Origin of the sequence: Ruegeria haliotis (genome assembly GCF_013377785.1) — a bacterium.
Classification (GTDB): domain Bacteria; phylum Pseudomonadota; class Alphaproteobacteria; order Rhodobacterales; family Rhodobacteraceae; genus Ruegeria; species Ruegeria haliotis.
The window spans coordinates 54,239-78,957 of record NZ_JABXWT010000007.1 but is presented as its reverse complement, the minus strand read 5'-3'; the positions used below and the strand labels follow the sequence as shown (position 1 = coordinate 78,957).

The window sequence follows — 24,719 nt, the reverse complement described above, 5'->3', positions numbered from 1 at the left end:
CAAAATTTAACGCATCAGGGCCTTGAGCGCCCCACGCACACGCTCATCTTCAGTTTCCAGAAAGCTCTGACCCAGCTCATAGGCGCGTTGAATTTCGACAAGCCGGGTCACCTGCTGGATGGCGTTGACGTTCGATCCTTCGAGAAAGCGATGCAGAACAACCGGCTCGTCGACAGGGTCGATATCTCCCTGCGGTCGAAACCGGGTATTGCCCTCGCGCACCAGATCCTTGGGTTCAGCAACCTGGTAGACCCCGATCTGACCCAGTAACTGGCCATCCACACTCAGCGTTCCGTCATTGCCGACATCGATCGAAGCCGCATCAGGCGGGATAAAAACCGGCGATCCATTGCTATCCAGCACCCGCGCCCCGTCCATGGCAACCAGATCGCCTTCGACGTTGGGGGAAAAGCTGCCCGCCCGGGTCAGGCGATTGCCTTCTGGCGTTTCGACCATGAAGAACCCGTCACCTTCGATGGCGAAATCGAACTGACCGCCGGTTTCCGTCAAAACACCCTGTTGCAGCGAGGTATTGCGCACTTCTGCACGGCTCATGGACAGCGGGGGGTTGTTTGGCATGTCGCGGATGAACTCCGAGAACACCAGCCCCTGCTGGCGATAGCCGGTGGTATTGGCGTTGGCGATGTTATTCGCAACCAACCGCATTTCATTCATCAGCCCGGACTGGCGGGACAAGGTGACATAGGCGGTGTCCATCAACGACCTCCTGCAATCAATGGGACAAGCGTCCCGGTGAAAAAAGTGACGAGTGTCTGAGTCATGAACCCCATCGAAATCCAGAACACGATGACGATGGCAATCAGTTTGGGGACGAAGGTCAGCGTCATCTCCTGCACCGAGGTCAGCGCCTGGAACAAGCCTACGATCAGGCCTGAAATCAGCGCCACCGCCAGAATCGGGACCGAGGTGATGACCGCAATCCACAGCGCCTGACGGACGATGTCGTAGAAGAGACCTTCGCTCAGCATCGCTCAGACCGGCATCCGCAGAATTTCCTGATAAGCCTCGACCACCTTGTTGCGGACGATCACTGCGGTTTCGACCGCAAGTTCAGTCTGGGCCAATGCCTGAACCAACGCGTGCGGGTCGGCTTGCCCAACCATCGATGCCTCAGCCATATGCTCGCTGTGTTTCAGCGTGGTGGCAAAATCCTGAAAGGTCAAACGCATCCCTTGCGCCATTCCGTTATGGTCTGGTTCGGGCTGTGTTGCGGGGCGGGCAAAGGCATAGCTTTGCGCCGCGCTCAGTGATCGGATATCCATTCTGGCTTTCCTTTATCTACGAAGTAATTCCATCAGCGACGACGACATCTGCCGGGTCTGGTCGAACATTTTGAGGTTGGCCTCATAGCTGCGCTGGGCTTCCCGTGCGTCGGCGATTTCGATCATCAGATCGACATTCGAGCCGCGATAATTGCCGGTGTCATCCGCCATCGGATGGCTGGGGTCATAAATGCGGCTCAGATCGCGACGGTCGAGCTGAACCCGGCCAGCCTGAACCATGTCTTTTCCGTCTTTTTGAACCATCTCAAACGGTACGGTTTTGCGCCGGTATCCCGGCGTATCCGCGTTCGAGATGTTCTCGGACACATGGCGCAACCGCGCGGCCTGCGCACGCAGCGCGCTGGCCGAGGCCGTCAGGGAATGGGAAAAGTCACTCATGTCAGCCTCCTGTTACCCACGACCCAGACTGGTCCGCAGCACTCCGATAGACGAGCGATAGATGGCCAGAGCGCGGTCATGCTGCCGCTTGACCTCGACCGCTTTCAGCATCTCCTCTTCCAACGACACGCCGTTGCCGTTGGGATCACCCGACGGTTCAGCCTGATACTCGGGCCAAGGCTGTGCGGACGGACCACCATTCAAATGCCCTTGTCGGCTGGCGGTCATCACGGTCTGTCGACCGGAGTTTTCGAATGCGGTTTGAAAGGCCTCGATATCGCGGGGCTGGTAGTCGGGCGTATCTGCATTGGCCATGTTGCGCGAAATGACAGCTTGCCGTTGCCCGGCATGGGTTGCCATTGCGTACGCTGTCTTAAAGACGTTCAGGTCAGAGAACATCGGGGCTTCTCCCTCGATCAATTTCAATCAAGGCTTAACCCCGATTCCTTTAGAAACAGTTTTCAGAAACCAATTGGAGGACTCGCGATGTCCGATCTCGACCCGATGCTTCTGAAGTGCGAATTCGACAGGATGACTGCGGTCCGGCATATCGGACTGGTCACCGGCGTGGCACATGGCGTTATCGAAGTGGGCGGCCTGACCGAACAGGCCCGAACCGGGGATCTGCTGACATTGCAGCGTCGCACCGGGCCAGATCTGGCGGGAGAGGTTCTACATGTCGGTGCCGAGCATATTCACATGCTACCGGGCGCGGCACCCGATGGGGTCAGCCTGGGGGATCGTGTGTATCTTGATCCTTCCCCCGGATTTACGCCCGGGAATCACTGGCTGGGTCGGGTGATTGACCCATTTGGAAAGCCACTGGATGGCAAACCCCTGCTGGGCGGATTGCAGAACCGGGACATCATGCAAGCACCGCCGCCCGCTGTAGAACGCAAACCTCTGGGTGAGCGGATGGCGACCGGTCTGGCCGTACTCAACACCATTTTACCTATCGTGCGAGGCCAGCGGATTGGTCTGTTCGCGGGATCAGGCGTCGGGAAATCCACGCTTTTGGCGACGTTGGCCCGGTCAATGCAGGCGGACGCAGTTGTGGTGGCTCTGGTCGGGGAACGTGGGCGGGAGGTGAATGAGTTCGTGGCCAACGCCCTAGGCCCCGCAGCCATGAAACGGTCCGTGGTCGTGGCGGCGACCTCGGATCAATCGGCCCTTGCACGCAGACGCTGCGCATGGTCGGCCATGTCGGTGGCGGAATATCTGCGCGATCAGGGTCTGAACGTTCTGTTTCTCGCAGATTCTGTTACACGGTTTGCCGAAGCGCATCGGGAAATCGCCGTTGCCATGGGCGAATCGCCATCGCTGCGCGGGTTTCCCCCGTCCGTTACACCGTTGATTGCCAATCTGTGCGAACGCGCCGGGCCCGGGAGACATGATCAGGGCGACATCACTGCCGTATTCAGCGTGTTAGTCGCGGGGTCGGATTTGGACGAACCTGTGGCCGACATCCTGCGCGGCGTTCTGGACGGGCACATTGTCCTCAGCCGTGACATCGCCGAACGCGGCCGATTTCCAGCCATCGATCTCAGTCGGTCCGTGTCGCGCAGCTTGCCTGCTGCTGCTGCCGAAGCCGAGAATCAAATGATCTCGGAAACGCGGAAACTGGTCGGCAGCTATGAGCAATCCGAAGTGATGATCAGGGCCGGGCTTTACTCGGAAGGCACCGATCCACTGCTGGATCAAGCTGTGCGGGTTCGTGAAGAGCTGGACGGGTTCTTTGGCAAAGCGGACGCTGAGGGGATCAAAAACAGCTTTAATCGCCTGTCTCTGATCCTGCGCCGCGCGACAGCAGGCTTGCCGCGGTGACAGGAAATCTGAACAGTTTTAAGTGTTAAACCCACCTTAAGACCTGCGCTGATACTCCGGTAGTGGGTGAGAAAAAGGTGGTGGAGATGGGTGCGCAAACCAATGCGGCGCCAATCATCATCAAGAAGAAGCGTGTATCGGGTGGCGATGGCCATCACGGTGGTGCGTGGAAGGTCGCGTATGCGGACTTTGTCACGGCCATGATGGCCTTCTTCATGTTGATGTGGCTGCTGAATGCAACAACAGAAAAGCAACGCAAAGGGCTGGCGGATTACTTTTCGCCAACGATCCCGGTCAATCCGGTGTCAGGTGGCGGCGATGGCGCCTTTGGCGGAAACAACATGTTTTCAGAAAATACAATGGTGATGGACGGTTCGGGCGCAAGCAATCAACGCCCGACCGAAGCCAAACGGGCACGCGGTTCAAGCGGAGTGGATTCTGAGGGTGGTGCCAAAGGCGCGTTCGAAGACTTCTCTTCCCTCGAGGCGCAGCTTTTGGGCCGCACCGGTGAAAGCATGGTGTCGGACAAGGTTCTCAAGCACATCGTCACACGTGTCACAGATGAAGGCCTGATCGTCGAACTGTTCGATACCGAGGATCAACAGCTGTTCGAACCGGGTACCGACAATCCAACCTCGACAATGCGCGCTTTGGCGCTGATGTTGGCCAGATCTTCGGATTTGGTGACGAACTCGATTGCCGTCGAAGGTCATGTCAGCGCATCTCCGGTTGTGTTGGCTCGCAACCCATCCTGGGACACTTCAACATCGCGGGCACAGGTCGTGCGTCAGATATTGCAGGACAAAGGCGTTGCGGCACAGCGTCTTGACCGCGTCACGGGCCATGCCGACCGGAAACTGTTCAGCAAAAATCCGATGGCCCCGCGCAACAACCGGATCGAGATTATTTTCCTGCGTGGCACCTAAAGGATAGAACGCATTTTACCTGTTAGCGCGGTGTTAAGGGCCAGCGCGTTACCTGTTGCATCAACGATTGACGCAACAGAAGGGCGTGCCGATGACAATTTCCTCTTCGCTGAATGCCGGGGTGGCCGCATTGAAGGCCAACGCCAACAGGCTGGCCACGATTTCCGACAATATCGCGAACTCCTCAACCTTTGGCTACAAACGGGTCGAGACGGATTTTCACTCGATGGTCACATCCGGCCAAGGTGGTAGCTATTCAGCGGGCGGTGTCAGAACGACCAGTCAACGCCTGATCGATCAGCGTGGTGCGCTCGTTACAACCAATAATTCAACCGACCTTGCCGTCCGTGGGCGCGGCATGCTGCCCGTGCGCCCCAGCTCCCAGATCGCGTCTGGATCGAACGAGATGTTACTGACCACCACCGGTTCGTTTCGCGCAAATGAGGAAGGGTATCTGGTCACCGAATCCGGTCTGGTATTGCTGGGATGGCGCGCCGCCGCTGACGGCTCTATCCCGGCCGTACCGCGGGATACTCCTGCTGCGCTTGAGCCGATCCAACTCAGCGTCAATCAATTGTCCGGCTCGCCCACCACGCAAATGAACCTGCGGATGAACCTGCCGGCAACTGCCACCGAAGCCGGTTCTCTGGGTGATACGCAGCCATTGTCGGTCGAGTATTTCGACAATCTGGGCAAATCCGAAAGCGTCGATATCGAGTTGGTGCCAACCGTACCGGCAACTGGTTCCAGCAATGAATGGACCATGATCATGCGCGATTCGGCATCAGGCGGCGCGATCATCGGCGAGTACACGCTGACCTTTACCGATAGCCGAACTGCCGGAGGCACCTTGGCCAGTGTCACCGCAGTTTCTGGCGGAGCTTATGACCCGGCAACCGGCAGCGTCCTAGTCAACGTTGCTGGCGGACCGATGGAGGTCAATGTCGGCATGATCGGTGATCCTGACGGAATTACCCAGCTTTCCGATACGTTCGCACCGGTTTCAATCACCCGCGACGGTTCAGCCGTGGGTACGATGACAAGCGTTCAAGTGGATGAAAACGGGTATGTCTACGCGTTCTACGATACCGGTGTCAGCCGACGTATGTTCCAGATTCCGTTGGCAGATGTTCCCAACCCGAACGGCCTCACGGCGTTGGATAGTCAAACTTATGCGCCGTCACGCGAAAGCGGTACCTTCTTTCTCTGGGATTCCGGCGAAGGCCCAACCGGAGATCTTGTTTCATTCGCGCGGGAAGAATCAACCACTGACGTCGCAACCGAGCTGACCTCGTTGATTCAAACGCAACGCGCGTATTCCTCCAGCGCCACGGTCATCAAGACGGTGGACGAAATGCTGCAGGAAACAACGAATATCAAACGCTGATCCGGGTCTTGACCACAGGAAAGGAACGGTCTCATGAACATGTCGACGGCTTTCAACAACGCATTGGGCGGGCTGACCGCAGCCAGTCGTGGGGCCGCAGTGGTGTCTGGCAACATCGCCAATGCCCTGACGCCAGGCTATGCGCGCCGATCCCTTGAACTGGCAACCAGCCCGATTTCAGGAAATGGAGTACGTACTGTCGGCGTGACCCGGCATCAGGATCCCGTATTGACTGCCAATCGACGCACAACTGATGCGGATTTGGCCAGACAATCAGCGGTATCAGACTTTCACACACGCTTCGAAGGTTTGGTTGGATCAGCGGATGATGCGACATCTCTGGCTGCGCGCCTGTCGTCTTTCGAAGGCAGCCTGATCACTGCAGCCAGCTCACCTGATTCAGCTGAACGCCTTGATCAGGTAGCCCGCACCGGGCGCGATCTTGCAAATGGCCTAAACGCAGCGTCCGAGGGCGTACGACAAGCACGATCGGATGCAGATCGAAAGATCGGAACGCAGATCGACAGCCTGAACCAGACTCTCAAAGATATCGAAGACCTGAACGCCAAAATCCCCGCCATCCAGAACTCGGGCGGTGACATCGGAGCATTGCTGGATCAACGGCAGGTCCTGATTGATCAGGTCAACGAACTGATCCCGGTCAATGTTGTGGCGCGCGATAATGATCGGGTGTCCCTGTATTCCGACGGTGGACTGATCCTGTTGGAAGGGAAGGCTGCTGAATTCACCTTTTCCACCACTGGTGAAACGAAACCACACATGACCGTTGCAAACGGGCTGCTGTCAGGGCTGGAAATGAACGGGCAGCCGGTGCGAACAAGTGGCGAAGATGCCCAGATCCGTGGCGGCGCGTTGATGGCCCAATTCGCCATCCGTGATGAATTGGCCGTTGAAGCCCAGGTGCAATTGGACACCGTTGCCCGCGATCTGGTCGAACGCTTTGAGACACCCGGTCTGGACCTGACCGCGCTTGCAACCGATCCTGGACTGTTCACGGATGACGGCAATCGGTTCGATGCGGCAAGCATGACCGGATTGGCTTCTCGCATTGCAATCAATTCAGTTGTCGATCCGGATGCGGGGGGAAACAGTTGGAAACTTCGAACCGGTCTTGGTGCAGCAGTCCCGGGTGAACCGGGGAGTGCGTCACAATTGCAAGCCTTCAGTGCGATCCTGAGCGACGCGCGCCCGGTATCAGGGTCTCTTTTTGGCACCGGAAATATGCGCGCTGCTGAAATCACCGAAGCATTGTTGTCGAAGGCCGGGGCAAATGCGCACGTGGCCGACCAGCGTAAAACCTTCGCAAACGGCGCACAGCTACAAATGGCTCAGATCGAGGCTGAACAAGGCGTGGATACGGATCAGGAACTGCAGCGCCTGATGCAGATCGAACAGATCTATGCCGCAAACGCAAGGGTCATCACGGTCGTTGATGAGCTTATGGAAACTCTGTTGAGGTTGTGAACATGAACCTGACTGCAATAGGTGATCTGGCGCGGGGCCTGACCCTTCGAACACGCGCTACAGAAATCAAAACCCAGATTGAGACCCTGTCTTACGAAATGTCGACCGGAAAGGTACAGGACATCTCGGAACGTCTGGGCGGAGACTATTCCCAAATTCTGGATCTGGACCGCAGCCTTGCCAGGCTCGACGCCTTCAGGACCGCCACTGCCGAGGCCGATCTGTTCACCGATGTCATGCAGCAAAGCCTGACGACGTTCGGCGACTCGGTTGGTGAAATCACCGCCTCTCTCCTGTCATTCGGAACGGCCAACCACACGGTCACGCATGAGCAGGCCGCAGTGCAAGCCCGCAATGAGCTCGACACTATGATGTCGTCCCTAAACACGCGAGTGGGCGGGCGCAGCCTGTTTTCAGGGATCGCGACGGATGTTTCGCCGCTGCCGTCTTCGGAAACGCTGCTGACCGCGCTGGAGGCTGAGCTGACCGGCCTGACAACGGTGACAGACATTCGTGCGGCCGCAGAGGCTTGGTTCAATGATCCAGCGGGGTTCGATGCCGTGATTTATCAGGGCTCGGACACACCCTTGTCGTCAATGCAGATTTCTGAGAATGAACGCATAACCATCCCAATCACCGCAACCGACCCAGCGTTCAAGGCCGCGCTGAGAGATGTCGCCGTCGCAGCGCTTACCTCGGACGATGCGCTCGCGTTGCCAACAGATCAACGAACGATCCTGTTTGCACAACTGGGTGTTGGCCTCGCCAACGCTCAGGATGAAACCGTGAAATTACGGGCGGAGGTTGGCGCGGCCGAAGCCCGTGTCGAAGAGGCTGCCATCCGCAACTCTGCCGCACGCACCAGCCTGGATTACAGCCGAAATGCGCTGATCGAGGCCGATCCATATGAGACGGCTGCCAAGTTGCAAACGGTGCAATTCCAGTTGGAAAGTCTCTATTCCGTCACGGTTCGCAACGCGAATCTGTCATTGGTGAATTTCCTGAGATGAGAGTTCTCTTTTTCCTTTTGATACTCTTGCCCGGAATAGCGTCTGCTGGCGCGATCCGGCTAAAGGACCTTGTCAATTTCGACGGTGTGCGGGGCAATGACCTTGTAGGTTATGGCCTTGTCGTGGGGCTGAATGGGACCGGCGACGGGCTGCGAAACTCACCCTTCACCGAAGAGATCATGTCCAACATCCTCGAACGATTGGGCGTCAATGTCACCGGTGAGGATTTTCGACCCAAGAACGTGGCCGCCGTTCTGGTAACAGCCAGCCTGCCTCCGTTTGCACGCGTCGGGGGCCAGATCGATGTGACCGTCTCGGCCATCGGGGATTCCAACAGTCTGTTGGGTGGAACGCTGATCATGACGCCGCTTAATGCGGCAGACGGGCAGATCTATGCGGTGTCACAAGGGACAGTCCTCGCCGGCGGTGCCGTTGCCGAGGGCGAGGCCGCATCCGTCGTGCGTGGTGTGCCGACCTCCGGCGTAATCCCCTCCGGCGCGCGCGTAGAGCGTGAGATCGACTTTGATCTGTCGACTTTGACTCAAATGCGACTTGCCTTACGAGAACCCGATTTCACAACAGCAGGGCGCATCGAGGTCGCGATCAACACCGAATTCAACCGCGCCGTAGCGATCATGCGCGATTCCGGAACGGTCGAGCTGAACATCGCGGCCACTCAGGCCATTTCCACCGCGCATGCGATCGGACGGATCGAGAACATTCTGGTAGAGCCCGAAACCAAGGCCCGTGTTGTTGTTGATCAGCGCTCTGGCACCATTGTCATGGGACAAGAGGTGCGGATTTCTCGCGTGGCGGTATCACAAGGCAACCTGACTCTTACCGTCGAAGAAGCCCCAATTGCGGTTCAACCCAACCCATTCGCGCGCGGAGAAACGGTTGTAGTACCAAGGACAATCGCAGGGATAGAGGAAGACGAAGGCACCGGTCTGGCCGAGATACCCGAGGCCACCACCCTATCCGAGGTCGTGGCTGGGTTGAACGCCCTGGGTGTTTCACCACGCGATATGATCGACATTCTGAAAACCATAAAGGCAGCCGGTGCCTTGCATGCCGAATTCATCGTCAGATGACGTCGGTCCGCAGATACATTCGGTGGGCCAGTATGTAGCAGGTTCACGACGGCGCCAGTTTCAGATATTGGACCCTACTTTGATTTCCAGCTGTCTAGCCACCGGCGGAAACCGTTGCGCCTTTCTTCTATCGCGTCCCCGGCGGCATAAAGGCCGTCTTCCATATTTTCCAGCACAGGGTCGATCCTCCTTTGCCGGAAACGGCGCCACCGCACCCAAAGGGCCCAGACAATGGCAAAGAACATCGTCAGGAAGATGATGTTGAACCAAGGGATCAGCCGCACGTCAGGACTGTCGACCGGGCGCACAGATACGACATTCGGGTAGATCGTCATGAACTCGTTCCGCCAACCATAGTGGCGCAATACGACCCATTGTGGGTCCTTAGAGGTCGAAACCAGATTGGTAAGTTCTGCCTGTAGGTTGGAACTATCGAGTTTGAAGTAAGGCGGCCAGCCCCATCCTGTATCCTCGTTGCGGTAGACCCGTGGCTTTCCATTGGGGCGGAAGGTCTCAACAAAACGAACATCGCGATTGACCGTCTGGGCGGATTCCTGGCCGGTGTCCTGCTGCGCCCAGAAGATTGAGTTCTCGCCGAAATCAACTCGACGCACCTCGGTTTTGACGACGCGCACCACGTCCTGCTGTGGCAGGGTGTACTCCAACACTGAGGCGACTAAGCCCCAGAAAACTGCGATGAACGCCCATTTGACATAGACCATCGATCCGGCCCTCATTTGAAGTTGATAATATAGATCAGCAGGGCAATTGCCCCAAGCGGGACAACATAGACACCCAATAAAAGTTTTCGGCGAAAGGAGCTATCGTATTTCTTCAACCCGCGCGCGACAAACGCGTCACGATCACCCTTCAACTCTTTTTTCTCCCAATGCGTGATCAGCTTGCGTCGCCTTACCAAGCGGGAATAGATCGACAGGCCGACATAGATCACCGTCAGCACAATCAGCAGCGGAATCAGAAAACGGATTGCGACGATCATTCAATTTCTCCCAACTGAGCCCCAGGGACCCACGCGCGCGATGACCTCATCGCTGATCCGGTCGTCACCGCTCATATCTGGCTCGTGACCAAACAGAGCCGCTCGGGAACCGGCTTTGTCCACCTGATACTCGCGCGCGAGGAACTCGGCAACATAGGCCTTCTTGCTTTCGGGCCAATTGGCGTAGGTGCTATAGAACAGTTCCTTGTGGCAAATGAACATCTGGCGCGGGTCCAGCGGGGCCAGTTCAGCCAGCATCATGTTCACCAGATCGCGGTTCGACGTATCGGTCGCCCGCAGGGTATAGAAATAGGCCGGGTGATCCGAGGTGATCCGTGGCCATGGGCCGCCATCACTTGCCCAGCGCAGCAATTGCGCAAGGCCGTGATAAGCTTGCGGCAACCGATCCGAATGGTTGCGCGCCAGACGGCGCATGTCGCTGCGATCCAACCCGGTCAGGTCAACATCGGCATCCGCGGCAGCGTCGATAGTCAGGAAATCCATCTTCTGCTGCAGGATCGCGGTGGCATCCACACCGCGTGCTTTGACGATGGGTTCGACCAGATCATTGTAGTCGAGGAACTTGGCAATCTGGTTCCGCTGTGACGGATCGAACGTGTATTTGATCTTCAGATCATCAGGTTTTTCCCCCATGCAGATCGCCGCCGGGTGATCCATATCCGGGAATAGGTACAATCCGCCGAAATGCGCCGTCCAGAAGTTGCGTTGCTCGAATGCGGTGTGACGCAAACGGACAGGATTGCGGGTGACGTCACCGGTTTCTTTGGCCGTTTCGATCATCTTGGCGATCAGCACATCGTCGAACCAGGCGTCTTCTTCGGTCTTGAACTGTTCGACCATGCCCGCCAGTTGCTGGGCCTTGCGCAGGGTGCCGCCTATGGTGTCGGCCTCGATCTCGATCTTACGCAGGTTGAACAGATCGCGCGGGGTGCTGAGTTTGATGACCGAGTTCACCAACTCTCCGGCCACCGCATCGGTGGCGGTCAGGGCAAACAGCTGCGCCTCGTTCATCTCGATGAAGTCCCGCAGGATATCGCGCGAGGTCGAGAATTTGACGTTCAGCAGCGGCGCACGTTTCTGTTCGGTCGTCAGCAGGATGAACTGCCGGTTGACCCCGTTGGGGTTGAGGTAGAGCGCGTCGTCCAGCTCAATCCCCACCTCCGGCGAATAACCCGAGATATCGACATGGAAATCCATCAGCGCCGTGGTTTTGCCCGCCAGATGCTGCAGCGCGCGGTTATACCGCTCGACCAGAGGCGGGCTGGAGATGTGGACGAGGTTGCCGAACATCAGGCCCTTTTCGATGAGACGGATCATGTCGAATTACCCTTCTGCATGTCCGACATTCTAAGATTTTTTTCTAAGTCTCGCTCCCATCTACACAGTATCTCGTGACCCACCGAAACAAGCGGGCGGATACTTTTCTCCCGAGACTCCAATATTGGTTTGTCAACTGCCTCACCAAGAATTCTCTGCGTCGATAATTTGCAAGAATCATGGAAACATTGGTAATCAGGGTCGTCTATTGGAACTCGAAGACGTAGGCTTGCAATCGTCTCAAGTGCGCTAATCTTATCTTCTTCAGACGTACTAGTAGCTGCTGCCAACGCGTCTAGTTCGATGACTCTGGCTAAATCTCGTCGAAGTTCTTCCATCCTTTTTTCTTTTAGATCGAATAGCCTGAGTTCTTTTTGAAGGTTTCGTTCATGTTGGCGTTGATCAAACGCACGGATGGCAGACCGTTCCTCATATTGCTTTGAGAAAAGATATGAAAAGGCAGGAATAGCCAAAGAAAAAACCAGAAGCTTATTGGCACTCAGCCATTCGTTGAGCACTCCCAACACCCCAACGACATCTTGAAGGAATTCAATCACCATTGGCGTCACCCCTTCCTCTCCAGATACCACCGCTTGGCCTCTTCCATCCGCCCCATCTCGCAGACGGCGTTCTCGATGGCGACCTCATCGCTCTTGTCGGCGTAGCGGAACTCGCTGTCGGCGTAGCGGTTGATCTCTTGCATCACCATCTCAACCCTCCTCTTGCTGTTCCGCATCATCGCGTGAATTCACAATACGAACCCGCACCAACCCAAAGCTTATAGCAGCAATAAGCATCGCTGGAATGAACCAAGCAACAGCCCTTTGCAAAAACAAAGACGGCATTTGACCGGGACCAAAAGCGTGCAGCAACGACTTCGGGTCGTCCAACGAGGCACCGTTTATCCAAATCTCAAACAGCGAACTCCACACATAACAAATCGCAAAAATGATCAGACACAGTTGAGCGAACGCACCAAAAGTACCCGATCGTTTTCGAGCCACGGAGACCCCAAAATAGATACAGGTCGAGACTAGTGTAGCGAGAATAAGGAATAGTCCTCCGGTCACCCATTACCCTCCAGATACCGCCGCTTGGCCTCTTCCATCCGGCCCATTTCGCGGACGGCGTTTTCGATGGCGACCTCGTCGCTCTTGTCGGCATAGCGGAATTCGCTGTCGGCATAGCGGTTGATCTCTTGGATCACCATTTCCACTGTGATCGGCTGGCGCAGGTCCTCGATCATCGCTTTCTTGGTGTCGTAGTCGCGGAACAGGAACAGGTCCGGGTTTTCCATCCATTCGTCGGGCAGTTCGAAATCCATCGCGCGGACCTTGACCGCGTCGGTGATGTTCTTGATCGCGCGGCCGGTGAACTGCTCATCCGCCTGTTGGATCGCCTTGAGGTAAGCACCCATCTTGGCGATCGTATCCATCTGGCCGATCTGCCCCTCGACCCGGTCATAGACCTGCAACAGAGCCTCTTCATGCGGCCGGGAATGGCTTTCGAAACTGGCAGCGACGGCTTTTTTGATTTCCTGCGCCGCATAGGCTTCGTGCTCGCCCAGCGGGATGTCGTGGTTGCGGCCCATCAGCAGGTGCAGGATGTCGATGTAATCCTCGCGCGTCTGTGGCCCGTCCACCAGGAACCGCGCACCCGCCCGCTGACGCAGGGCGTCGTCCACATTTTCGGGGTAGTTCGAGAACATGCCAAAGGTGCAGTTGCCGCGCACGACGGTGTTGGCGCCGGCAAAGCTCTCCATCAGTACGGCGGTGATTTCCAGTTGCCCTGCGCTGGATTGCCGGTCACCGCGTTTGCCCGCAAGTTGATCGATATCGTCGATGGTGCCGAAGCCGATGACCGAAGGGTCAAGGATCGTGTTGATAAAGGCCTTGGCGTTCTGGCCCGATTTACCCTGATAGCTGTCGATATTGTCGGTGCTCAGGTTCTGATAGCGGAACGGATAGCCCGCGTTCTGACAATAATTGTTGATCAGCCCAGCCATCATCTGGATCAGTGTGGTCTTACCGGTGCCCGGTTTGCCATCACCCATGAATGTGAAAATGAACCCGCCGAGCTCCGCAAACGGGTTCAGGCGGCGGTCGAAGTCATAGGCCATGACCATCTTGGCTAGTTTCATCGCCTGATATTTTGCGATATGGTTGCCGACCACCTCGTTCGGTTTCTTGAACGTCATGGTCAGCGTGGTGGACTTGGCCTTCGAGGCGGGCTCAAACCCGCGGATTGTCAGATCATCGGCCTCGATATGCCAGGCTGCGTTCTGGAACGGGGCCAGATGGCCAGCTGATTGGGCGCGCAGGGTGGCCTTTTCCAGCAGTTGCTCGGCATAGGCACTGGTCGCGGCGATCATATGCGCATCATCGGGGGCGTGTTTGGCCAGCGTCTGATCCAACTCCCACAGGGCGCCGTGCAGGGCGAGTTGGCCATTGTCGGTCAGGACCTCTTCGATCTCGCCAATGTCAACGGTGGTCTCGCCCAGATGCGAGGACATCAGATAGGCCAGTGCGTTCCCGAGAACATGGGAAGTGATCAAGGCTTCAGCCGTCAACAGTTCCGAGAATTCGGTCTTGCGGGCAATGGGCAGATCCCCGGCGAGGTTCGCGCGTTTCAGATCGGCCAGCGGGGTCTGTTCCGCATATGCCTCGGCCACGGCCAGAGCGATGGCGATGGCGCGGCGGATGGCTTGCTGCGTGGTGGCCTGAGGCGGTGAGACCAGCGTGTCGCCGTCATCCGATGCCTCAATCCGCTCAACCAGATGTATCCCATCCGCACGCACTGTACGCCGTGTCACCAGCCCCGGCGTCGTGGACCGAAACCGTCGTTTCGTGGACACCCCCGGCGACCGCTCAGCCGAAACCTCAACCGCCTTCGCAATACGCGGCGCATGCTCAAACCCGTTTAGCAAGGCAGTCGCCGCCGGATAATGCTTGCGAATATCCGCCTCTCGCAATTCCATCTGATCTGACGTCAAACTCATTTCAAAACCGTCCTTGCTTCATCTTTTCAAAAACACTCCCGGCGGAGCCATAAATTCTAATAGCGCAACACCTGCCCGGCGTTGCTAACGACGAACTTGCGCACATCGGCAAACCCCGGCGGGTTGCGCTCAGCCAGCACCTGAAACGGACGCTGAGGCAGGATGATCGACCGCTGGGTCCGGGTGGCGCCGGTTTCGGCACCCTGCCCGCCAAAGGGGTCCAGTGCGAAAATCTCGCGCTCGACGGAGGAAAACCACCCGGCGCGTTCTTCGATGACCTCTTCGCTTTGCAGCTCTTCGGTGGTCCAGGCCAGTGCCCAATCCTGTCCCTGAGGGGACTTCGCATCTTCCAGCACCTGCCGCAGAGGCCCGGATTGTTCAGTAAAAGCCGTGGAATACATCGGCCCCACATGGATGCGGCGCAGGTGTTTGGGGTGCAGGTCGTCGAAATCCTGATCGAAGCCTTTGGCGATAGTCACCAATTTCAGCCCGCCCAGCGCCTGCGCCATCAGATGCGCCTGCACCTCAGGCCAGCGGCGTTGGTCTTTGGGCAGAGCCATCTTGCCACTATCCTCCAACTGCATCAGGTAGATGACCGGCAGGTTGATCTGGCTGTCATAGACCGCCCAATGGATCATGAACTTGCGCCGTTCGCCCTCATTCCCGATCCAGTGGCATTCGGGATCGTTGCGGGCCCAAAACAGCTGACCTTTCAGCAATTCCTCGTAATAGAGCCTTTGGGACAGTGCGAATTGCAGCTTGGTCGGGATTTCGCGGTCGCTTATAATCGTCCGCACCATATCGGTTTTCAGCTCGTCCTCGGACGGCATATTCGCCAGATGCACCTGCGCCTGTTGAGCATCATTGGCCATGGTCAGCAACTCGGCCGCCACCGGAAACCCGCTGTCGCGCTTGTCCATGGCGAGGCTGCCAAAGAACCGCCCAGTATCACGCCCGACCAGCAGGTATTTCATGGACAGCGCGCGGAAGGTGTAGAGCAGCCCCGAGAGGTAGCGCGACACGATCCGCACCTCTTGCTTGCTGATCGCGCCCTCAGCCTCCATCGTCGCGGCGACGCGCAGGAGGTGAACGGTGATCACCTCGAATTTGCGGAAATAGCGGCGCGAGGCGAAGGTATCGGTCAGGCCGACATGGTCTTGGGTGGGGTCTGTCATGTGCTGACTTGCGATCGCTCAACTTCGACTATGTCTGACTTGAAAAAGCTCAGAAATGCAGTTGCATAGATTCCCAGAATTCCGATCCAAGGTACGCCCCAACGGAGCAGCGCAAAGGTGCCGATGGCCAAACAAACAATGTAAACGCCATATTTCCTCAGCATCGAACCCCAAACGACTTTCACCGCAATTGCATTGGCGAAACTAATTTTTTGCTCTTCGCCAATCTCTCTTGCATCTGAGCCCATCGGTATTGGCGACACGATGCAAAGCGCGAACGCGCAACCCCAAATTCCAATGACAAGAACCGCGTTGGTCCCCAAGAAAATCCCTAAGAGGCACAGAAGAAGCGATGAGTACCCAACTATGCGGGCGATCCTGTTGCGAACAGTTTTGGTAAACAACTACCTCAGCCCCCATACAAATTCTTATCATGCTTCTCGACAATCGAGGCAAACCGGCGGGCAAAGCGTTCATCCGCCTTGGCTTTTTTCTCCAACACGTCGCGAGCAAAGACCATGTGGTCCTCATGCGCCTCAAGCATGTCGGCCATCTTCTGGTTGGTCGCGGTGCCGATCGAGGCCATGGCGGTCTGCGCCTCTTGGTCCGTCTGCACGCCGATCTCGTTGATGCGGTGGGCCACGTCCTGCTGCTGCGCCGTTTTCAGCGATTTGGTCAGGGCATCGTACAACACCACACGCTGTTGCGTGTCTGTCTGCAGCTTGTTGATCAGCACCATCTGCGTCGCCGCCTGGTTCTGCAGTGAATCGACCCAGGTTTTGCCTTTTTCGATATACCGCTCCAGCGTTTGGCTTTTGGCCAGCTTGACCTGCTCTTCCTGAACCTTGGCGTTGTATTGCTTGTTCAGCTCGGCCAGTTCGGTTTCCAGCTGAGTCCGCGCCGCGGCGTCTTGTTCGACGCTGATCTTGTTTTCCAACGTGATAATGGTTGGGTCCATGCCCTGAATTTCGGTGCGCAGCGCTTCCAGTTCCGCCACGGTGGCCTCACGGTCGTCCAGCGTGGCAGTCAGGTTTTCCTCGACCTTCACGCGTTGCTCTTCAAGAACGGCCAGCTGACCTTGCAGCAATTGCACGATCACGTCCGATTTGGCGATCAGGTCCTGCAGTTTGTCATCGATACTGGCGGTACGCATCCGCTCCTGCCGCATCGACTCGGATTTACCTTTCGAGAATATGCCAACAAACGACTCCCACCCGGATTTCGAGCGCATCTCGTCGAAATCTTTGGAAAACGCGCTGGTAACGTCGTCCAGACCCATGATCAGCTCGGCAATATTGGCGTTCATCACCTCGGTGTGGGCGTGCACATCTTCGAGCGTGGCATTTTCGATATCGATATCGGCCTCGGTGGTGCCGATCTTGGCTCGGGCTTTTTCAATCCGTGATGTCAGGCCTTCGATCTGCGATTGTGACTCGCGCACCTTGGTTTGAGTCTCTTCAATCAACGCTTCGAATTGCTGGTTCGACATCTTTCTATCCCTATTTTTCTTATGTACCCAATAAGATAGGGAATGTTATGACCATTTACATCCCCTTGGGTCTCCAAATCACTGGGACTTTGGCAAAATCGCAACGAAAAAGATAGGCGCGAGAACGCAATCCAAAGAAGATCTGCGCGAGCCAGACAATGGCTGAATACGACCCTATCTGGATTGATCGGAGGACCCGAGTGGCCATAGACAGAAACCGCGCCACCTGTTTGGGTGCACGCAATTTCATTCCTGCCGGAGACTGACCCATGTTGGACGCGACAACCGACCTTAAATCGATCCTGAAAGACCCTGAACTGCTGGCGACCCAAGCCTATATCGGCGGCCAGTGGGTGGACGGCGACAACGGAACCTTTCCCGTCACCAACCCTGCCCGCGGCGACGTTCTGACCGAGGTTGCGGATCTGAGCCGTGCGCAGGTCGCCGGTGCAATTGCCCAAGCCGAAGCGGCGCAGAAGGAATGGGCCAAGCTGACCGGAAAAGAACGCGCGGGAATTCTGCGGCGCTGGTTCGACCTGATGATGGAAAATGCCGAAGATCTGGGCAAAATCCTGACGGCTGAACAGGGCAAGCCGCTGGCCGAGGCCATTGGCGAGGTTGGCTATGGCGCCTCGTTCATCGAGTTTTTTGGCGAACAGGCCAAGCGGGTTTACGGCGAGACGATCCCGGGCCATCAGCGCGACAAGCGGATCATGGTGCTGAAACAGCCGATCGGGGTGGCCGCCTCGATCACACCGTGGAACTTTCCCAACGCAATGATCACCCGCAAGGCAGCGCCGGCGCTGGCCGCAGGCTGCGCCTTTGTCGCGCGCCCATCCGAAGAGACACCCCTGTCGGCTTTGGCGTTGGCTGTACTGGCTGAACGCGCGGGCATACCGGCGGGCGTGTTCAACGTTGTACCCTCGGTCAACGCCAGCGAGATTGGCAAGGAATTCTGCGAAAACCCCGGCGTGCGCAAGCTGACCTTTACCGGTTCAACCCAAGTGGGCCGCATCCTGCTGCGCCAGGCAGCGGATCAGGTGATGAAATGCTCGATGGAGCTGGGTGGAAACGCGCCCTTCATTGTGTTCGACGATGCCGATCTGGATGCGGCCATCGAAGGTGCGATGATGTGCAAATTCCGCAACAACGGTCAGACCTGCGTCTGTGCCAATCGTATCTACGTGCAGGCTGGTGTCTATGACGCCTTCGCCGCCAAACTGAAGGCCGCGACCGAGGCGCTGTCCGTTGGCGATGGTCTTGCAGACGGCGTAACCACAGGCCCGTTGATCAACGACAAGGCCGTCGCCAAGGTGCAGGATCATATCGCTGACGCAACCGCCAAGGGTGGCCAGATCCTGACAGGCGGGCAGCCCCATGACCTGGGCAGCACGTTCTTTCAGCCGACCATCGTGACCGGTGTCACGCAGGATATGAAGGTCGCGCAGGAAGAGACGTTTGGCCCGCTGGCCCCTCTGTTCAAATTCGAGGATGAGGATGACGTCATCGCCATGGCCAATGATACGATCTTTGGTCTGGCCTCGTATTTCTATGCCAAAGATCTGAGCCGTGTTTACAAAGTGGCCGAAGCGCTGGAATACGGCATCGTTGGCGTCAACACCGGTATCATCTCGACCGAGCTGGGCCCGTTCGGCGGCGTCAAGCAATCCGGCCTTGGCCGCGAGGGCAGCCATCACGGGATGGAAGACTATCTTGAGATGAAATACGTCTGCCTGTCAGTCTGATTTCAAGCGGCCTCTGTTTTGGACATCCATTCAGGGGCCGCGCAATCCACTCTAAATGAGCTGGGGCAATCGGCACAACGATCCGTTTGGTCTATCGAGAAACGCAGCATTGACCGCGCGCGGAATTCTGGCATCTATCCGTCATGACACTGCGCAAGGCAAAAATATCGGATGCGTCGAGTATTGCGGCAATTTCGATCGAGGTTTGGATTGGCACTTATCTGAAACGCGGTGTCAGCGGTTTCTTTGCAGATTATGCGTTGGCCGAGTTCACCTCGGCGAAGATCGAAGGCCTGATTTCAGATCCCGATCATTTCATCCTCGTTTCTGAAAATGAAGAAGGTCTCGACGGGTTCATACGCTTGTCTTCGGGGTGCACAGCACCGGTATCAGGCTGTTCCGAGGTTGAAATTTCAACTTTCTATGTTCAACCGCGCCATCATGGGAAGGGAGTTGGAAAGCGCCTTCTTCATGCTGCATTACGCGAATGCCGCGATAGATCCATCGAATCCGTGTGGCTGGCAACCAATGCCGAGAATACTCCTGCCATCGCGTTCTATCTCTCTCAGGGCTTTGAATTCGTGGGGGAAGCCTACTTTCGCATCGAAACCGAAGGATACCTGAACAACGTTTATTCCTACCAACTCAGGTGATCATGGTGATCTGAGTTGTGAAGGATGCTGTGAAAAGCTCCGAATAAACTGCGCCCCGCGTCTGGAGGAACGCGGGGCGCGTGTTGCGATAGTCCAGGGAGGAACGGACTATCGCGCGATTATCAAAAGCTTCAGTTCACGGCCTTTGCGTCAACCACATCCTTTTCGATCGCCTTGGACGAGGAAATCTCAATCCGGCGCGGCTTCAGCGCTTCGGGCACTTCACGCTTCAGATCGATATGCAGCATGCCATTTTCGTGGCTGGCGCCTGTGACGCGCACGTGATCGGCCAGCGCAAAGCGGCGTTCGAACGCGCGGGTGGCGATACCACGGTGCAGATAGCTGCGATCTTTGTCCTCAGCCGCTTTCTTACCAGCGACGAGCAGTGAATTCTCTTTCATTTCGACCGACAGGTCGTTTTCCGAAAAGCCCGCGACGGCCACCGAAATCCGGTAGGTGTCGGCATCGGTTTTCTCGATATTGTACGGGGGATAGCTGGGCTGAGCCACATCATTGGTCAGAACCCGATCCATCATGTCTGCGATCTGGTCGAAACCGATGGTGGCACGGTGCAGCGGTGCAAAATCAAAACTACGCATGTGTCGTATCCTCTTTCTCGAGCGATTTACGATATGTGCCCTCCGAATGGACGGGCGGTTATCAATACCGAACCCCGTTTGCGGCGATCCGATACAATTCACATGGGTAGCAATTTGACCGAGTTCAACCCCCTCCGGAGCTGATGAATTTCGCACCGGAACTGGACTTGCCGGACCCAACCTGCAGCCTGCGGATCGTGGCCTTGGGCTGTGGGGCATCCCGGCGCATAATCGCCTTGAGATCGGACACGACACCCGCCAGCTCCATGCCAAACCCGACCTTTTTGCCGTTAGTGACGGAGACTGCGGATACAACCGACAGGATTTGCCAGCGTGACCCTTTCTTAGCCAGAATAGCCGATCCGGACGACCCGAAGGTGATATCGCAATCAAAGACAATCAGCCCCTGCCGCCGGTTCAAAATTCGACAGGACCGTTCGCGCGTGATGGCCTCAGCCCGACCGCGCCCGTAAGAGGCGATGCTGATCTCGGTCCCTGACACCCGTCCACTGTGCAGCGCGAAAGGGTCTGCGACGGAATAGGGGATCGGCGTTTCCAACCGCATCAGCGCCACATCATCCCGGATGCTTTGCGGCGACAATGGATCGTTAGCTCCGTAATTCGGATGCGCCGCAATCTGTACCACCTGGCGTTCTGCCAGCGCTGTACCATTGCTCAGTCCCGCCCGGAACGTGACCTCACCCGGCAGATACGGAGCCCCGGTTTCCTTGTCCAAGGCACAATGTGCTGCCGTCAGAACCATATCCTGCGCGATCAGAGTGCCGGTACAAAAGGACACGGTTCCGACATCCAGCCGTCCGATGGCCTCCCATCCATAAAGGTCATCGCGATCCGTCAGTTTACGCTTGTCACTTTGCGCATGAGCCGCAGCCGCAAAAACAGACAGGCCCAACAGAAGGCCCATAAGGTATTTGGTCATGGTTTGATAAACCTCGCACCTACATTCTTACCAGCACCAGTACCGGGCGTAGACAAACCAAATCCGCGCCCGGCGGAAAGCTCGGCCTGCAGCAATTGCAACGAGTGCTCGACTGCAGTTCCGATCGCGACACCTTGCCCGTCCATACTGGCCTTGGCCGACACGACAGACACAATGCGCGGGCGCGCGCCGGAAAACGAAAAAACGGGCGCACCCGAAGATCCAAAGTCCACGTCGCAAGACATCACCAGAACACCCAAGTGCCGGTTCATCACCGAGCATACCTGCTGCAGCGATGGCGCCTCAGCCCGATCCTGCGCATAGGAGACGACGCCAACCTCTTCACCCAGTGCAGGCTGATTTCCCGTTTCAAAGGGAATAACCGATGAATTCCTGATCGGTTGCCACAGCTCGATCAGCGCGACATCTGCCCGGACCCGGTCAGTCGATGCCTCGGAGCTGAATTGATAGTCCGGATGGACAACAGCCCGGCGCGCAGTTCGGTAAGCCAAGGCGCGCCCCAGACGCCATCCGGCCAGAAACTCAATTTCGGCCGGATCAACCCGTTGACCGGTCGACTTGTCGAACAGGCAATGCGCCGCAGTCAGGACGAGGTTGGGCGAAACAAGGGTTCCGGTACAAAAACCGGCACCTTCAATATCCAACCGTCCAACTGCCATCCACTCGCGCCCGGAATCCGAGGTGTCCAGACTTTTCAGCCCGGTATCCTGCGCCATGGCTGCCATTGGCAGCACACTTAGCGCGATAACCTTGATCCAGTTGTGCACGCGGTTCTCCGGCCTTCACTCCCAGCCAACTGTCATATGCGGTACGTTAGGCGAAAATAGGGCGGAGATGTTTCACCCGGTTTTCGGGTGCAAGTGATGCCAGTCTGCACCATCATGGTTAGCGCAGAATTGGAACCCCTGCAGAAGAGTTGTCTTTTCGCTGCAGTGCTCGTGGTTCCGGACCGCCTGTGGCCCAGTCCAGCAACTCGACCGTATGCAGAACTGGGATGTTCGTTCCGGACCCGATCTGCATCATACAGCCGATATTCCCGGCCGCGATGACATCCGGCTTTTTAACTTCTAGGGTTTTGATTTTACGCTGTTTCAGCTTAGCGGAAATCTCGGGCTGCATCAGGTTGTAGGTGCCCGCACTGCCGCAGCACAAATGGCTGTCGGCGGGTTCAACGACCTCAAACCCGGCGCGTTTCAGCAAATCCTTGGGAAAGGTCTTGATCTTTTGACCATGCTGCAGCGAACAGGCTGCGTGATAGGCGACCGTCAAATCCTGATCTTCACTGTCTGGCAGATCCAACTGCATCAGCAATTCGCTGATATCCATTGCAATGGCCGACACTCTCTCGGCATCTGCGGCCAATGCATCATTGCGGAACATATGCCCGTAATCCTTGACCGTTGTGCCACACCCCGAAGTGTTGATGACAATCGCGTCCAATCCATCGCCATCCATCTCGCGTACCCACGCATGAATGTTGGCGGCCGCTGCTGTATGGCTCTCGCGGGACTTGCCCATATGATGGGTCAGCGCTCCACAGCACCCGGCGCCGTCGGCCACAACAACTTCGCATCCCAACCTGGTCAGGATTCGGATGGTGGCATCATTGATATCCGTGTTCAGCGCTTTTTGTGCACACCCCGTCATCAGCGCCACGCGTTTGACACGCGGACCCTTGGGAGCAAAGCTCTGCGGGTCGTCATTTCGACTGACCGGCGGAATATGTTTCGGCGCCATATCGAGCATTGCGCGTAACCGCGCGTCAGGCATCAGAAACCGAAGCGGACGGCCCAGCTTTGCCCCGACCAAGGCCCATCGGAATCGCGTCGGATAGGGCAGGATTTGCGCCAGAACCCAGCGCAGCGCACGGTCCGAGAATGGACGTCTGTAGGTGTTTTCAATGTACTCACGCGCGTGATCGACCAGATGCATGTAATGCACACCCGACGGACAGGTGGTCATACACGCCAGACAGGACAGGCAACGGTCGATGTGTTTGACCGTCTTTTCATCCGGCACCCGCTCGTTTTCCAGCATATCTTTGATCAGATAGATACGCCCGCGCGGGCTGTCCAGCTCGTCTCCCAGAACCTGATAGGTCGGACAAGTCGCCGTACAAAACCCGCAATGTACGCAACTGCGCAGGATTTCGTTTGATCGCCGGATTGCAGGGTCTTGCAGCTGCGTCTCGGTAAATGTCGTCTGCATTACCCTATCCCATCAGGTCCGGATTGAAGATGCCTCGTGGATCGAACTTCTGCCGCAGACCACGCGTGAGCGCCGCCACACCTACGGATTCGGGCTGAAACCGGCCCAGAGTTCGCACGGTGTCGGTGTCAGCCCTCACAAGGGTCGCGTGCCCTTGGAACGCACGCAGTCGTTTACGCAAATCCGTACCTTTGGGCACCAGCGCCCAAACCAAACCACCACCCCAATCAAAAATGGTTTTTTCAGCCTCGGCACGCGTAGCAATTTCGGACGCATCACTTGGCTTGACGGAAATACGCCAGACATCTCCGTCCGAGCCTTGAAATGCACTGACATCGCGAATGGAACGCCACTGGGAAACCGGGTCCTGGACCTCGGTAAACTCACCGAAGTTCGCCAATTCGGATCTCAACCGTGTTTCTCTGTAAGTCACCGAATCCGCAAACCCTTCCAATCGTAAAAGGGCGCTGCTGTATTGAGGGTCATACGCTGCAGCACTAACTTCAAACGGGGAACTCAACGCGACAGACAGGGCCTGAATCGCCGTCTTTGCGTTCTGCACGTGAACTGCCAGCGTCAGGGTTGCTTCGGGTTTGGGTAGAACCTTCAAGGAAACCTGGGACAACACCCCCAGCGTGCCCCACGACCCCGCCATCAGCTTGACCAGATCATAGCCGGTAACATTCTTCATCACCCGACCACCATTCTTGACAATCTGCCCGCAACCGTCGACATACCTCACGCCCAAAAGAAAATCGCGGCAGGCCCCTGCCTGAATCCGTCGCGGACCCGAGATATTCGCGGCAACAACACCTCCTATAGTTGGCTCTCCGCTGGTTCCCATCAATCCGCGATGATCCATTGGCTCGAACGCCAGTTGCTGGCCTTCGGCCTCCAGCGCGGCCTCTATCTCGGCCACTGGCGTTCCGGCCTGCGCCACCAACGTAAGTGCCCCGGGTTCATACAGCGTGATGCCGCTTAAACCTGCCGTGTTCAAAATCGGCTCAGAACCGGTCACATCACGTGTGCCACCGCCGACAATCCGCACCGGCCCGCTCAGCCCGGCAACAACCTCCGCCAATTCGCCTTCAGTCTCAGGTTTCATACGCTTCATCTTTTCGAAAATACTCCGGGGGAGGCGCGCTGTG

Annotated in this window: 28 protein-coding genes; 8 read left to right on the top strand and 20 right to left on the bottom strand. The window is 57.0% G+C overall.

Annotation, left to right across the window (positions count from 1 at the left end; genetic code table 11):
• Positions 1 to 6: 6 nt before the first annotated feature.
• Genes HW561_RS13570 through HW561_RS13550 form a run of 5 tightly spaced genes read right to left on the bottom strand, consistent with a single transcriptional unit; the run spans position 7 to position 2,081 of the window.
• Positions 7 to 717, bottom strand: a complete 711-nt coding sequence (locus tag HW561_RS13570; RefSeq protein WP_176865631.1) for a flagellar hook-basal body complex protein — start codon at positions 715 to 717, stop codon at positions 7 to 9.
• On the bottom strand, positions 717 to 989 hold the full coding sequence (locus HW561_RS13565; RefSeq protein ID WP_120631687.1) for a flagellar biosynthetic protein FliQ: 273 nt from the start codon (positions 987 to 989) through the stop codon (positions 717 to 719). Before HW561_RS13565 ends, HW561_RS13570 begins: the two co-directional genes overlap by 1 nt.
• A 3-nt stretch (positions 990 to 992) precedes the next feature.
• Positions 993 to 1,283, bottom strand: coding sequence for a flagellar hook-basal body complex protein FliE (gene fliE / locus HW561_RS13560; RefSeq protein ID WP_176865628.1), 291 nt, complete (start codon positions 1,281 to 1,283; stop codon positions 993 to 995).
• Positions 1,284 to 1,295: 12 nt separating this feature from the next.
• Positions 1,296 to 1,682 (bottom strand): flagellar basal body rod protein FlgC, encoded by a 387-nt coding sequence (gene flgC, locus HW561_RS13555; RefSeq protein ID WP_176865626.1) that lies wholly within the window; start codon positions 1,680 to 1,682, stop codon positions 1,296 to 1,298.
• Between the two features lie 12 nt (positions 1,683 to 1,694).
• On the bottom strand, positions 1,695 to 2,081 hold the full coding sequence (locus HW561_RS13550) for a FlgB family protein (RefSeq protein ID WP_176865625.1): 387 nt from the start codon (positions 2,079 to 2,081) through the stop codon (positions 1,695 to 1,697).
• Positions 2,082 to 2,186: 105 nt separating this feature from the next.
• On the opposite strand from HW561_RS13550, the gene HW561_RS13545 reads away from it, so the two are divergent.
• The 6 genes from HW561_RS13545 to HW561_RS13520 all read left to right on the top strand — a co-directional run bounded on the left by HW561_RS13545 (position 2,187) and on the right by HW561_RS13520 (position 9,405).
• Positions 2,187 to 3,506, top strand: coding sequence for a FliI/YscN family ATPase (locus tag HW561_RS13545; protein WP_408015389.1), 1,320 nt, complete (start codon positions 2,187 to 2,189; stop codon positions 3,504 to 3,506).
• Positions 3,507 to 3,592: 86 nt separating this feature from the next.
• Entirely contained in the window at positions 3,593 to 4,432 is an 840-nt protein-coding gene (locus HW561_RS13540; protein ID WP_176865621.1) for a flagellar motor protein MotB, read from the top strand.
• A gap of 91 nt (positions 4,433 to 4,523) precedes the next feature.
• Entirely contained in the window at positions 4,524 to 5,819 is a 1,296-nt protein-coding gene (locus HW561_RS13535) for a flagellar hook protein FlgE (RefSeq protein ID WP_176865619.1), read from the top strand.
• Positions 5,820 to 5,852: 33 nt separating this feature from the next.
• Positions 5,853 to 7,304 (top strand): flagellar hook-associated protein FlgK, encoded by a 1,452-nt coding sequence (gene flgK / locus HW561_RS13530; RefSeq protein WP_176865617.1) that lies wholly within the window; start codon positions 5,853 to 5,855, stop codon positions 7,302 to 7,304.
• A 2-nt stretch (positions 7,305 to 7,306) separates the two neighbouring features.
• Positions 7,307 to 8,314, top strand: a complete 1,008-nt coding sequence (locus tag HW561_RS13525; protein WP_176865615.1) for a flagellin — start codon at positions 7,307 to 7,309, stop codon at positions 8,312 to 8,314.
• A complete protein-coding gene (locus tag HW561_RS13520) occupies positions 8,311 to 9,405 on the top strand; it encodes a flagellar basal body P-ring protein FlgI (protein ID WP_176865613.1) in 1,095 nt (364 codons plus the stop codon). The genes HW561_RS13525 and HW561_RS13520 overlap by 4 nt, the downstream gene beginning before the upstream one ends.
• A 74-nt stretch (positions 9,406 to 9,479) precedes the next feature.
• On the opposite strand, the gene HW561_RS13515 is transcribed toward HW561_RS13520, so the two are convergent.
• The 10 genes from HW561_RS13515 to HW561_RS13470 are packed head-to-tail and all read right to left on the bottom strand — an operon-like array spanning position 9,480 to position 17,405.
• Complete coding sequence (locus tag HW561_RS13515; protein ID WP_176865611.1) at positions 9,480 to 10,127, bottom strand: DUF1523 family protein; 648 nt, start codon at positions 10,125 to 10,127, stop codon at positions 9,480 to 9,482.
• An 11-nt stretch (positions 10,128 to 10,138) separates the two neighbouring features.
• On the bottom strand, positions 10,139 to 10,405 hold the full coding sequence (locus HW561_RS13510; RefSeq protein ID WP_176865609.1) for a hypothetical protein: 267 nt from the start codon (positions 10,403 to 10,405) through the stop codon (positions 10,139 to 10,141).
• The gene (locus HW561_RS13505; protein ID WP_176865607.1) at positions 10,406 to 11,743 is read right to left on the bottom strand and encodes a DUF6638 family protein; all 1,338 of its coding nucleotides are present in this window, start codon (positions 11,741 to 11,743) and stop codon (positions 10,406 to 10,408) included. It abuts the gene before it with no gap.
• Entirely contained in the window at positions 11,740 to 12,303 is a 564-nt protein-coding gene (locus tag HW561_RS13500; RefSeq protein WP_176865605.1) for a hypothetical protein, read from the bottom strand. The genes HW561_RS13505 and HW561_RS13500 overlap by 4 nt, the downstream gene beginning before the upstream one ends.
• 5 nt (positions 12,304 to 12,308) lie before the next feature.
• Positions 12,309 to 12,452 (bottom strand): hypothetical protein, encoded by a 144-nt coding sequence (locus HW561_RS13495; protein ID WP_176865603.1) that lies wholly within the window; start codon positions 12,450 to 12,452, stop codon positions 12,309 to 12,311.
• Position 12,453: 1 nt separating this feature from the next.
• A complete protein-coding gene (locus tag HW561_RS13490) occupies positions 12,454 to 12,813 on the bottom strand; it encodes a hypothetical protein (protein ID WP_176865602.1) in 360 nt (119 codons plus the stop codon).
• Complete coding sequence (locus tag HW561_RS13485) at positions 12,810 to 14,741, bottom strand: AAA family ATPase (RefSeq protein WP_176865599.1); 1,932 nt, start codon at positions 14,739 to 14,741, stop codon at positions 12,810 to 12,812. The genes HW561_RS13490 and HW561_RS13485 overlap by 4 nt, the downstream gene beginning before the upstream one ends.
• A 56-nt stretch (positions 14,742 to 14,797) precedes the next feature.
• Complete coding sequence (locus HW561_RS13480; RefSeq protein WP_176865597.1) at positions 14,798 to 15,916, bottom strand: hypothetical protein; 1,119 nt, start codon at positions 15,914 to 15,916, stop codon at positions 14,798 to 14,800.
• On the bottom strand, positions 15,913 to 16,320 hold the full coding sequence (locus tag HW561_RS13475; RefSeq protein ID WP_176865595.1) for a hypothetical protein: 408 nt from the start codon (positions 16,318 to 16,320) through the stop codon (positions 15,913 to 15,915). Before HW561_RS13475 ends, HW561_RS13480 begins: the two co-directional genes overlap by 4 nt.
• A 5-nt stretch (positions 16,321 to 16,325) precedes the next feature.
• Entirely contained in the window at positions 16,326 to 17,405 is a 1,080-nt protein-coding gene (locus HW561_RS13470) for a coiled-coil domain-containing protein (RefSeq protein WP_176865593.1), read from the bottom strand.
• A 269-nt stretch (positions 17,406 to 17,674) separates the two neighbouring features.
• Here HW561_RS13470 and HW561_RS13465 point away from each other — a divergent pair, with 269 nt between their 5' ends.
• Both HW561_RS13465 and HW561_RS13460 read left to right on the top strand, forming a co-directional pair.
• Complete coding sequence (locus HW561_RS13465) at positions 17,675 to 19,150, top strand: NAD-dependent succinate-semialdehyde dehydrogenase (protein ID WP_176865590.1); 1,476 nt, start codon at positions 17,675 to 17,677, stop codon at positions 19,148 to 19,150.
• A gap of 143 nt (positions 19,151 to 19,293) precedes the next feature.
• On the top strand, positions 19,294 to 19,803 hold the full coding sequence (locus tag HW561_RS13460; RefSeq protein ID WP_176865588.1) for a GNAT family N-acetyltransferase: 510 nt from the start codon (positions 19,294 to 19,296) through the stop codon (positions 19,801 to 19,803).
• Positions 19,804 to 19,934: 131 nt separating this feature from the next.
• Here the strand turns inward: HW561_RS13460 and HW561_RS13455 are convergent, their stop codons facing one another.
• The 5 genes from HW561_RS13455 to glcE all read right to left on the bottom strand — a co-directional run bounded on the left by HW561_RS13455 (position 19,935) and on the right by glcE (position 24,676).
• Entirely contained in the window at positions 19,935 to 20,402 is a 468-nt protein-coding gene (locus HW561_RS13455) for an Hsp20 family protein (protein WP_176865586.1), read from the bottom strand.
• Positions 20,403 to 20,526: 124 nt separating this feature from the next.
• Entirely contained in the window at positions 20,527 to 21,342 is an 816-nt protein-coding gene (locus HW561_RS13450) for a trypsin-like serine peptidase (protein WP_176865584.1), read from the bottom strand.
• Complete coding sequence (locus tag HW561_RS13445) at positions 21,339 to 22,130, bottom strand: trypsin-like serine peptidase (RefSeq protein ID WP_328803285.1); 792 nt, start codon at positions 22,128 to 22,130, stop codon at positions 21,339 to 21,341. Before HW561_RS13445 ends, HW561_RS13450 begins: the two co-directional genes overlap by 4 nt.
• Positions 22,131 to 22,248: 118 nt before the next feature.
• A complete protein-coding gene (gene glcF, locus HW561_RS13440) occupies positions 22,249 to 23,571 on the bottom strand; it encodes a glycolate oxidase subunit GlcF (RefSeq protein WP_176865582.1) in 1,323 nt (440 codons plus the stop codon).
• A gap of 4 nt (positions 23,572 to 23,575) precedes the next feature.
• Positions 23,576 to 24,676: a glycolate oxidase subunit GlcE gene (gene glcE / locus HW561_RS13435; protein ID WP_176865580.1), complete on the bottom strand. Its 1,101-nt coding sequence runs from the start codon at positions 24,674 to 24,676 to the stop codon at positions 23,576 to 23,578.
• Between the last annotated feature and the right edge of the window lie 43 nt (positions 24,677 to 24,719).

Excerpts from the sequence above, each read along its gene's own strand:
- HW561_RS13450 (WP_176865584.1), bottom strand. The coding sequence starts at position 21,342 with ATGACCAAATACCTTATGGGCCTTCTGTTGGGCCTGTCTGTTTTTGCG.
- HW561_RS13500 (WP_176865605.1), bottom strand. The coding sequence starts at position 12,303 with ATGGTGATTGAATTCCTTCAAGATGTCGTTGGGGTGTTGGGAGTGCTC.
- HW561_RS13470 (WP_176865593.1), bottom strand. The coding sequence starts at position 17,405 with ATGTCGAACCAGCAATTCGAAGCGTTGATTGAAGAGACTCAAACCAAG.
- HW561_RS13520 (WP_176865613.1), top strand. The coding sequence starts at position 8,311 with ATGAGAGTTCTCTTTTTCCTTTTGATACTCTTGCCCGGAATAGCGTCT.
- HW561_RS13550 (WP_176865625.1), bottom strand. The coding sequence starts at position 2,081 with ATGTTCTCTGACCTGAACGTCTTTAAGACAGCGTACGCAATGGCAACC.
- flgK (WP_176865617.1), top strand. The coding sequence starts at position 5,853 with ATGAACATGTCGACGGCTTTCAACAACGCATTGGGCGGGCTGACCGCA.
- HW561_RS13455 (WP_176865586.1), bottom strand. The coding sequence starts at position 20,402 with ATGCGTAGTTTTGATTTTGCACCGCTGCACCGTGCCACCATCGGTTTC.
- HW561_RS13495 (WP_176865603.1), bottom strand. The coding sequence starts at position 12,452 with ATGGTGATGCAAGAGATCAACCGCTACGCCGACAGCGAGTTCCGCTAC.
- flgC (WP_176865626.1), bottom strand. The coding sequence starts at position 1,682 with ATGAGTGACTTTTCCCATTCCCTGACGGCCTCGGCCAGCGCGCTGCGT.
- glcF (WP_176865582.1), bottom strand. The coding sequence starts at position 23,571 with ATGCAGACGACATTTACCGAGACGCAGCTGCAAGACCCTGCAATCCGG.
- HW561_RS13465 (WP_176865590.1), top strand. The coding sequence starts at position 17,675 with ATGTTGGACGCGACAACCGACCTTAAATCGATCCTGAAAGACCCTGAA.
- HW561_RS13545 (WP_408015389.1), top strand. The coding sequence starts at position 2,187 with ATGCTTCTGAAGTGCGAATTCGACAGGATGACTGCGGTCCGGCATATC.
- HW561_RS13515 (WP_176865611.1), bottom strand. The coding sequence starts at position 10,127 with ATGGTCTATGTCAAATGGGCGTTCATCGCAGTTTTCTGGGGCTTAGTC.
- HW561_RS13505 (WP_176865607.1), bottom strand. The coding sequence starts at position 11,743 with ATGATCCGTCTCATCGAAAAGGGCCTGATGTTCGGCAACCTCGTCCAC.
- HW561_RS13535 (WP_176865619.1), top strand. The coding sequence starts at position 4,524 with ATGACAATTTCCTCTTCGCTGAATGCCGGGGTGGCCGCATTGAAGGCC.
- HW561_RS13570 (WP_176865631.1), bottom strand. The coding sequence starts at position 717 with ATGGACACCGCCTATGTCACCTTGTCCCGCCAGTCCGGGCTGATGAAT.
- HW561_RS13480 (WP_176865597.1), bottom strand. The coding sequence starts at position 15,916 with ATGACAGACCCCACCCAAGACCATGTCGGCCTGACCGATACCTTCGCC.
- fliE (WP_176865628.1), bottom strand. The coding sequence starts at position 1,283 with ATGGATATCCGATCACTGAGCGCGGCGCAAAGCTATGCCTTTGCCCGC.
- HW561_RS13565 (WP_120631687.1), bottom strand. The coding sequence starts at position 989 with ATGCTGAGCGAAGGTCTCTTCTACGACATCGTCCGTCAGGCGCTGTGG.
- HW561_RS13525 (WP_176865615.1), top strand. The coding sequence starts at position 7,307 with ATGAACCTGACTGCAATAGGTGATCTGGCGCGGGGCCTGACCCTTCGA.
- HW561_RS13485 (WP_176865599.1), bottom strand. The coding sequence starts at position 14,741 with ATGAGTTTGACGTCAGATCAGATGGAATTGCGAGAGGCGGATATTCGC.
- HW561_RS13460 (WP_176865588.1), top strand. The coding sequence starts at position 19,294 with ATGACACTGCGCAAGGCAAAAATATCGGATGCGTCGAGTATTGCGGCA.
- HW561_RS13540 (WP_176865621.1), top strand. The coding sequence starts at position 3,593 with ATGGGTGCGCAAACCAATGCGGCGCCAATCATCATCAAGAAGAAGCGT.
- glcE (WP_176865580.1), bottom strand. The coding sequence starts at position 24,676 with ATGAAACCTGAGACTGAAGGCGAATTGGCGGAGGTTGTTGCCGGGCTG.
- HW561_RS13510 (WP_176865609.1), bottom strand. The coding sequence starts at position 10,405 with ATGATCGTCGCAATCCGTTTTCTGATTCCGCTGCTGATTGTGCTGACG.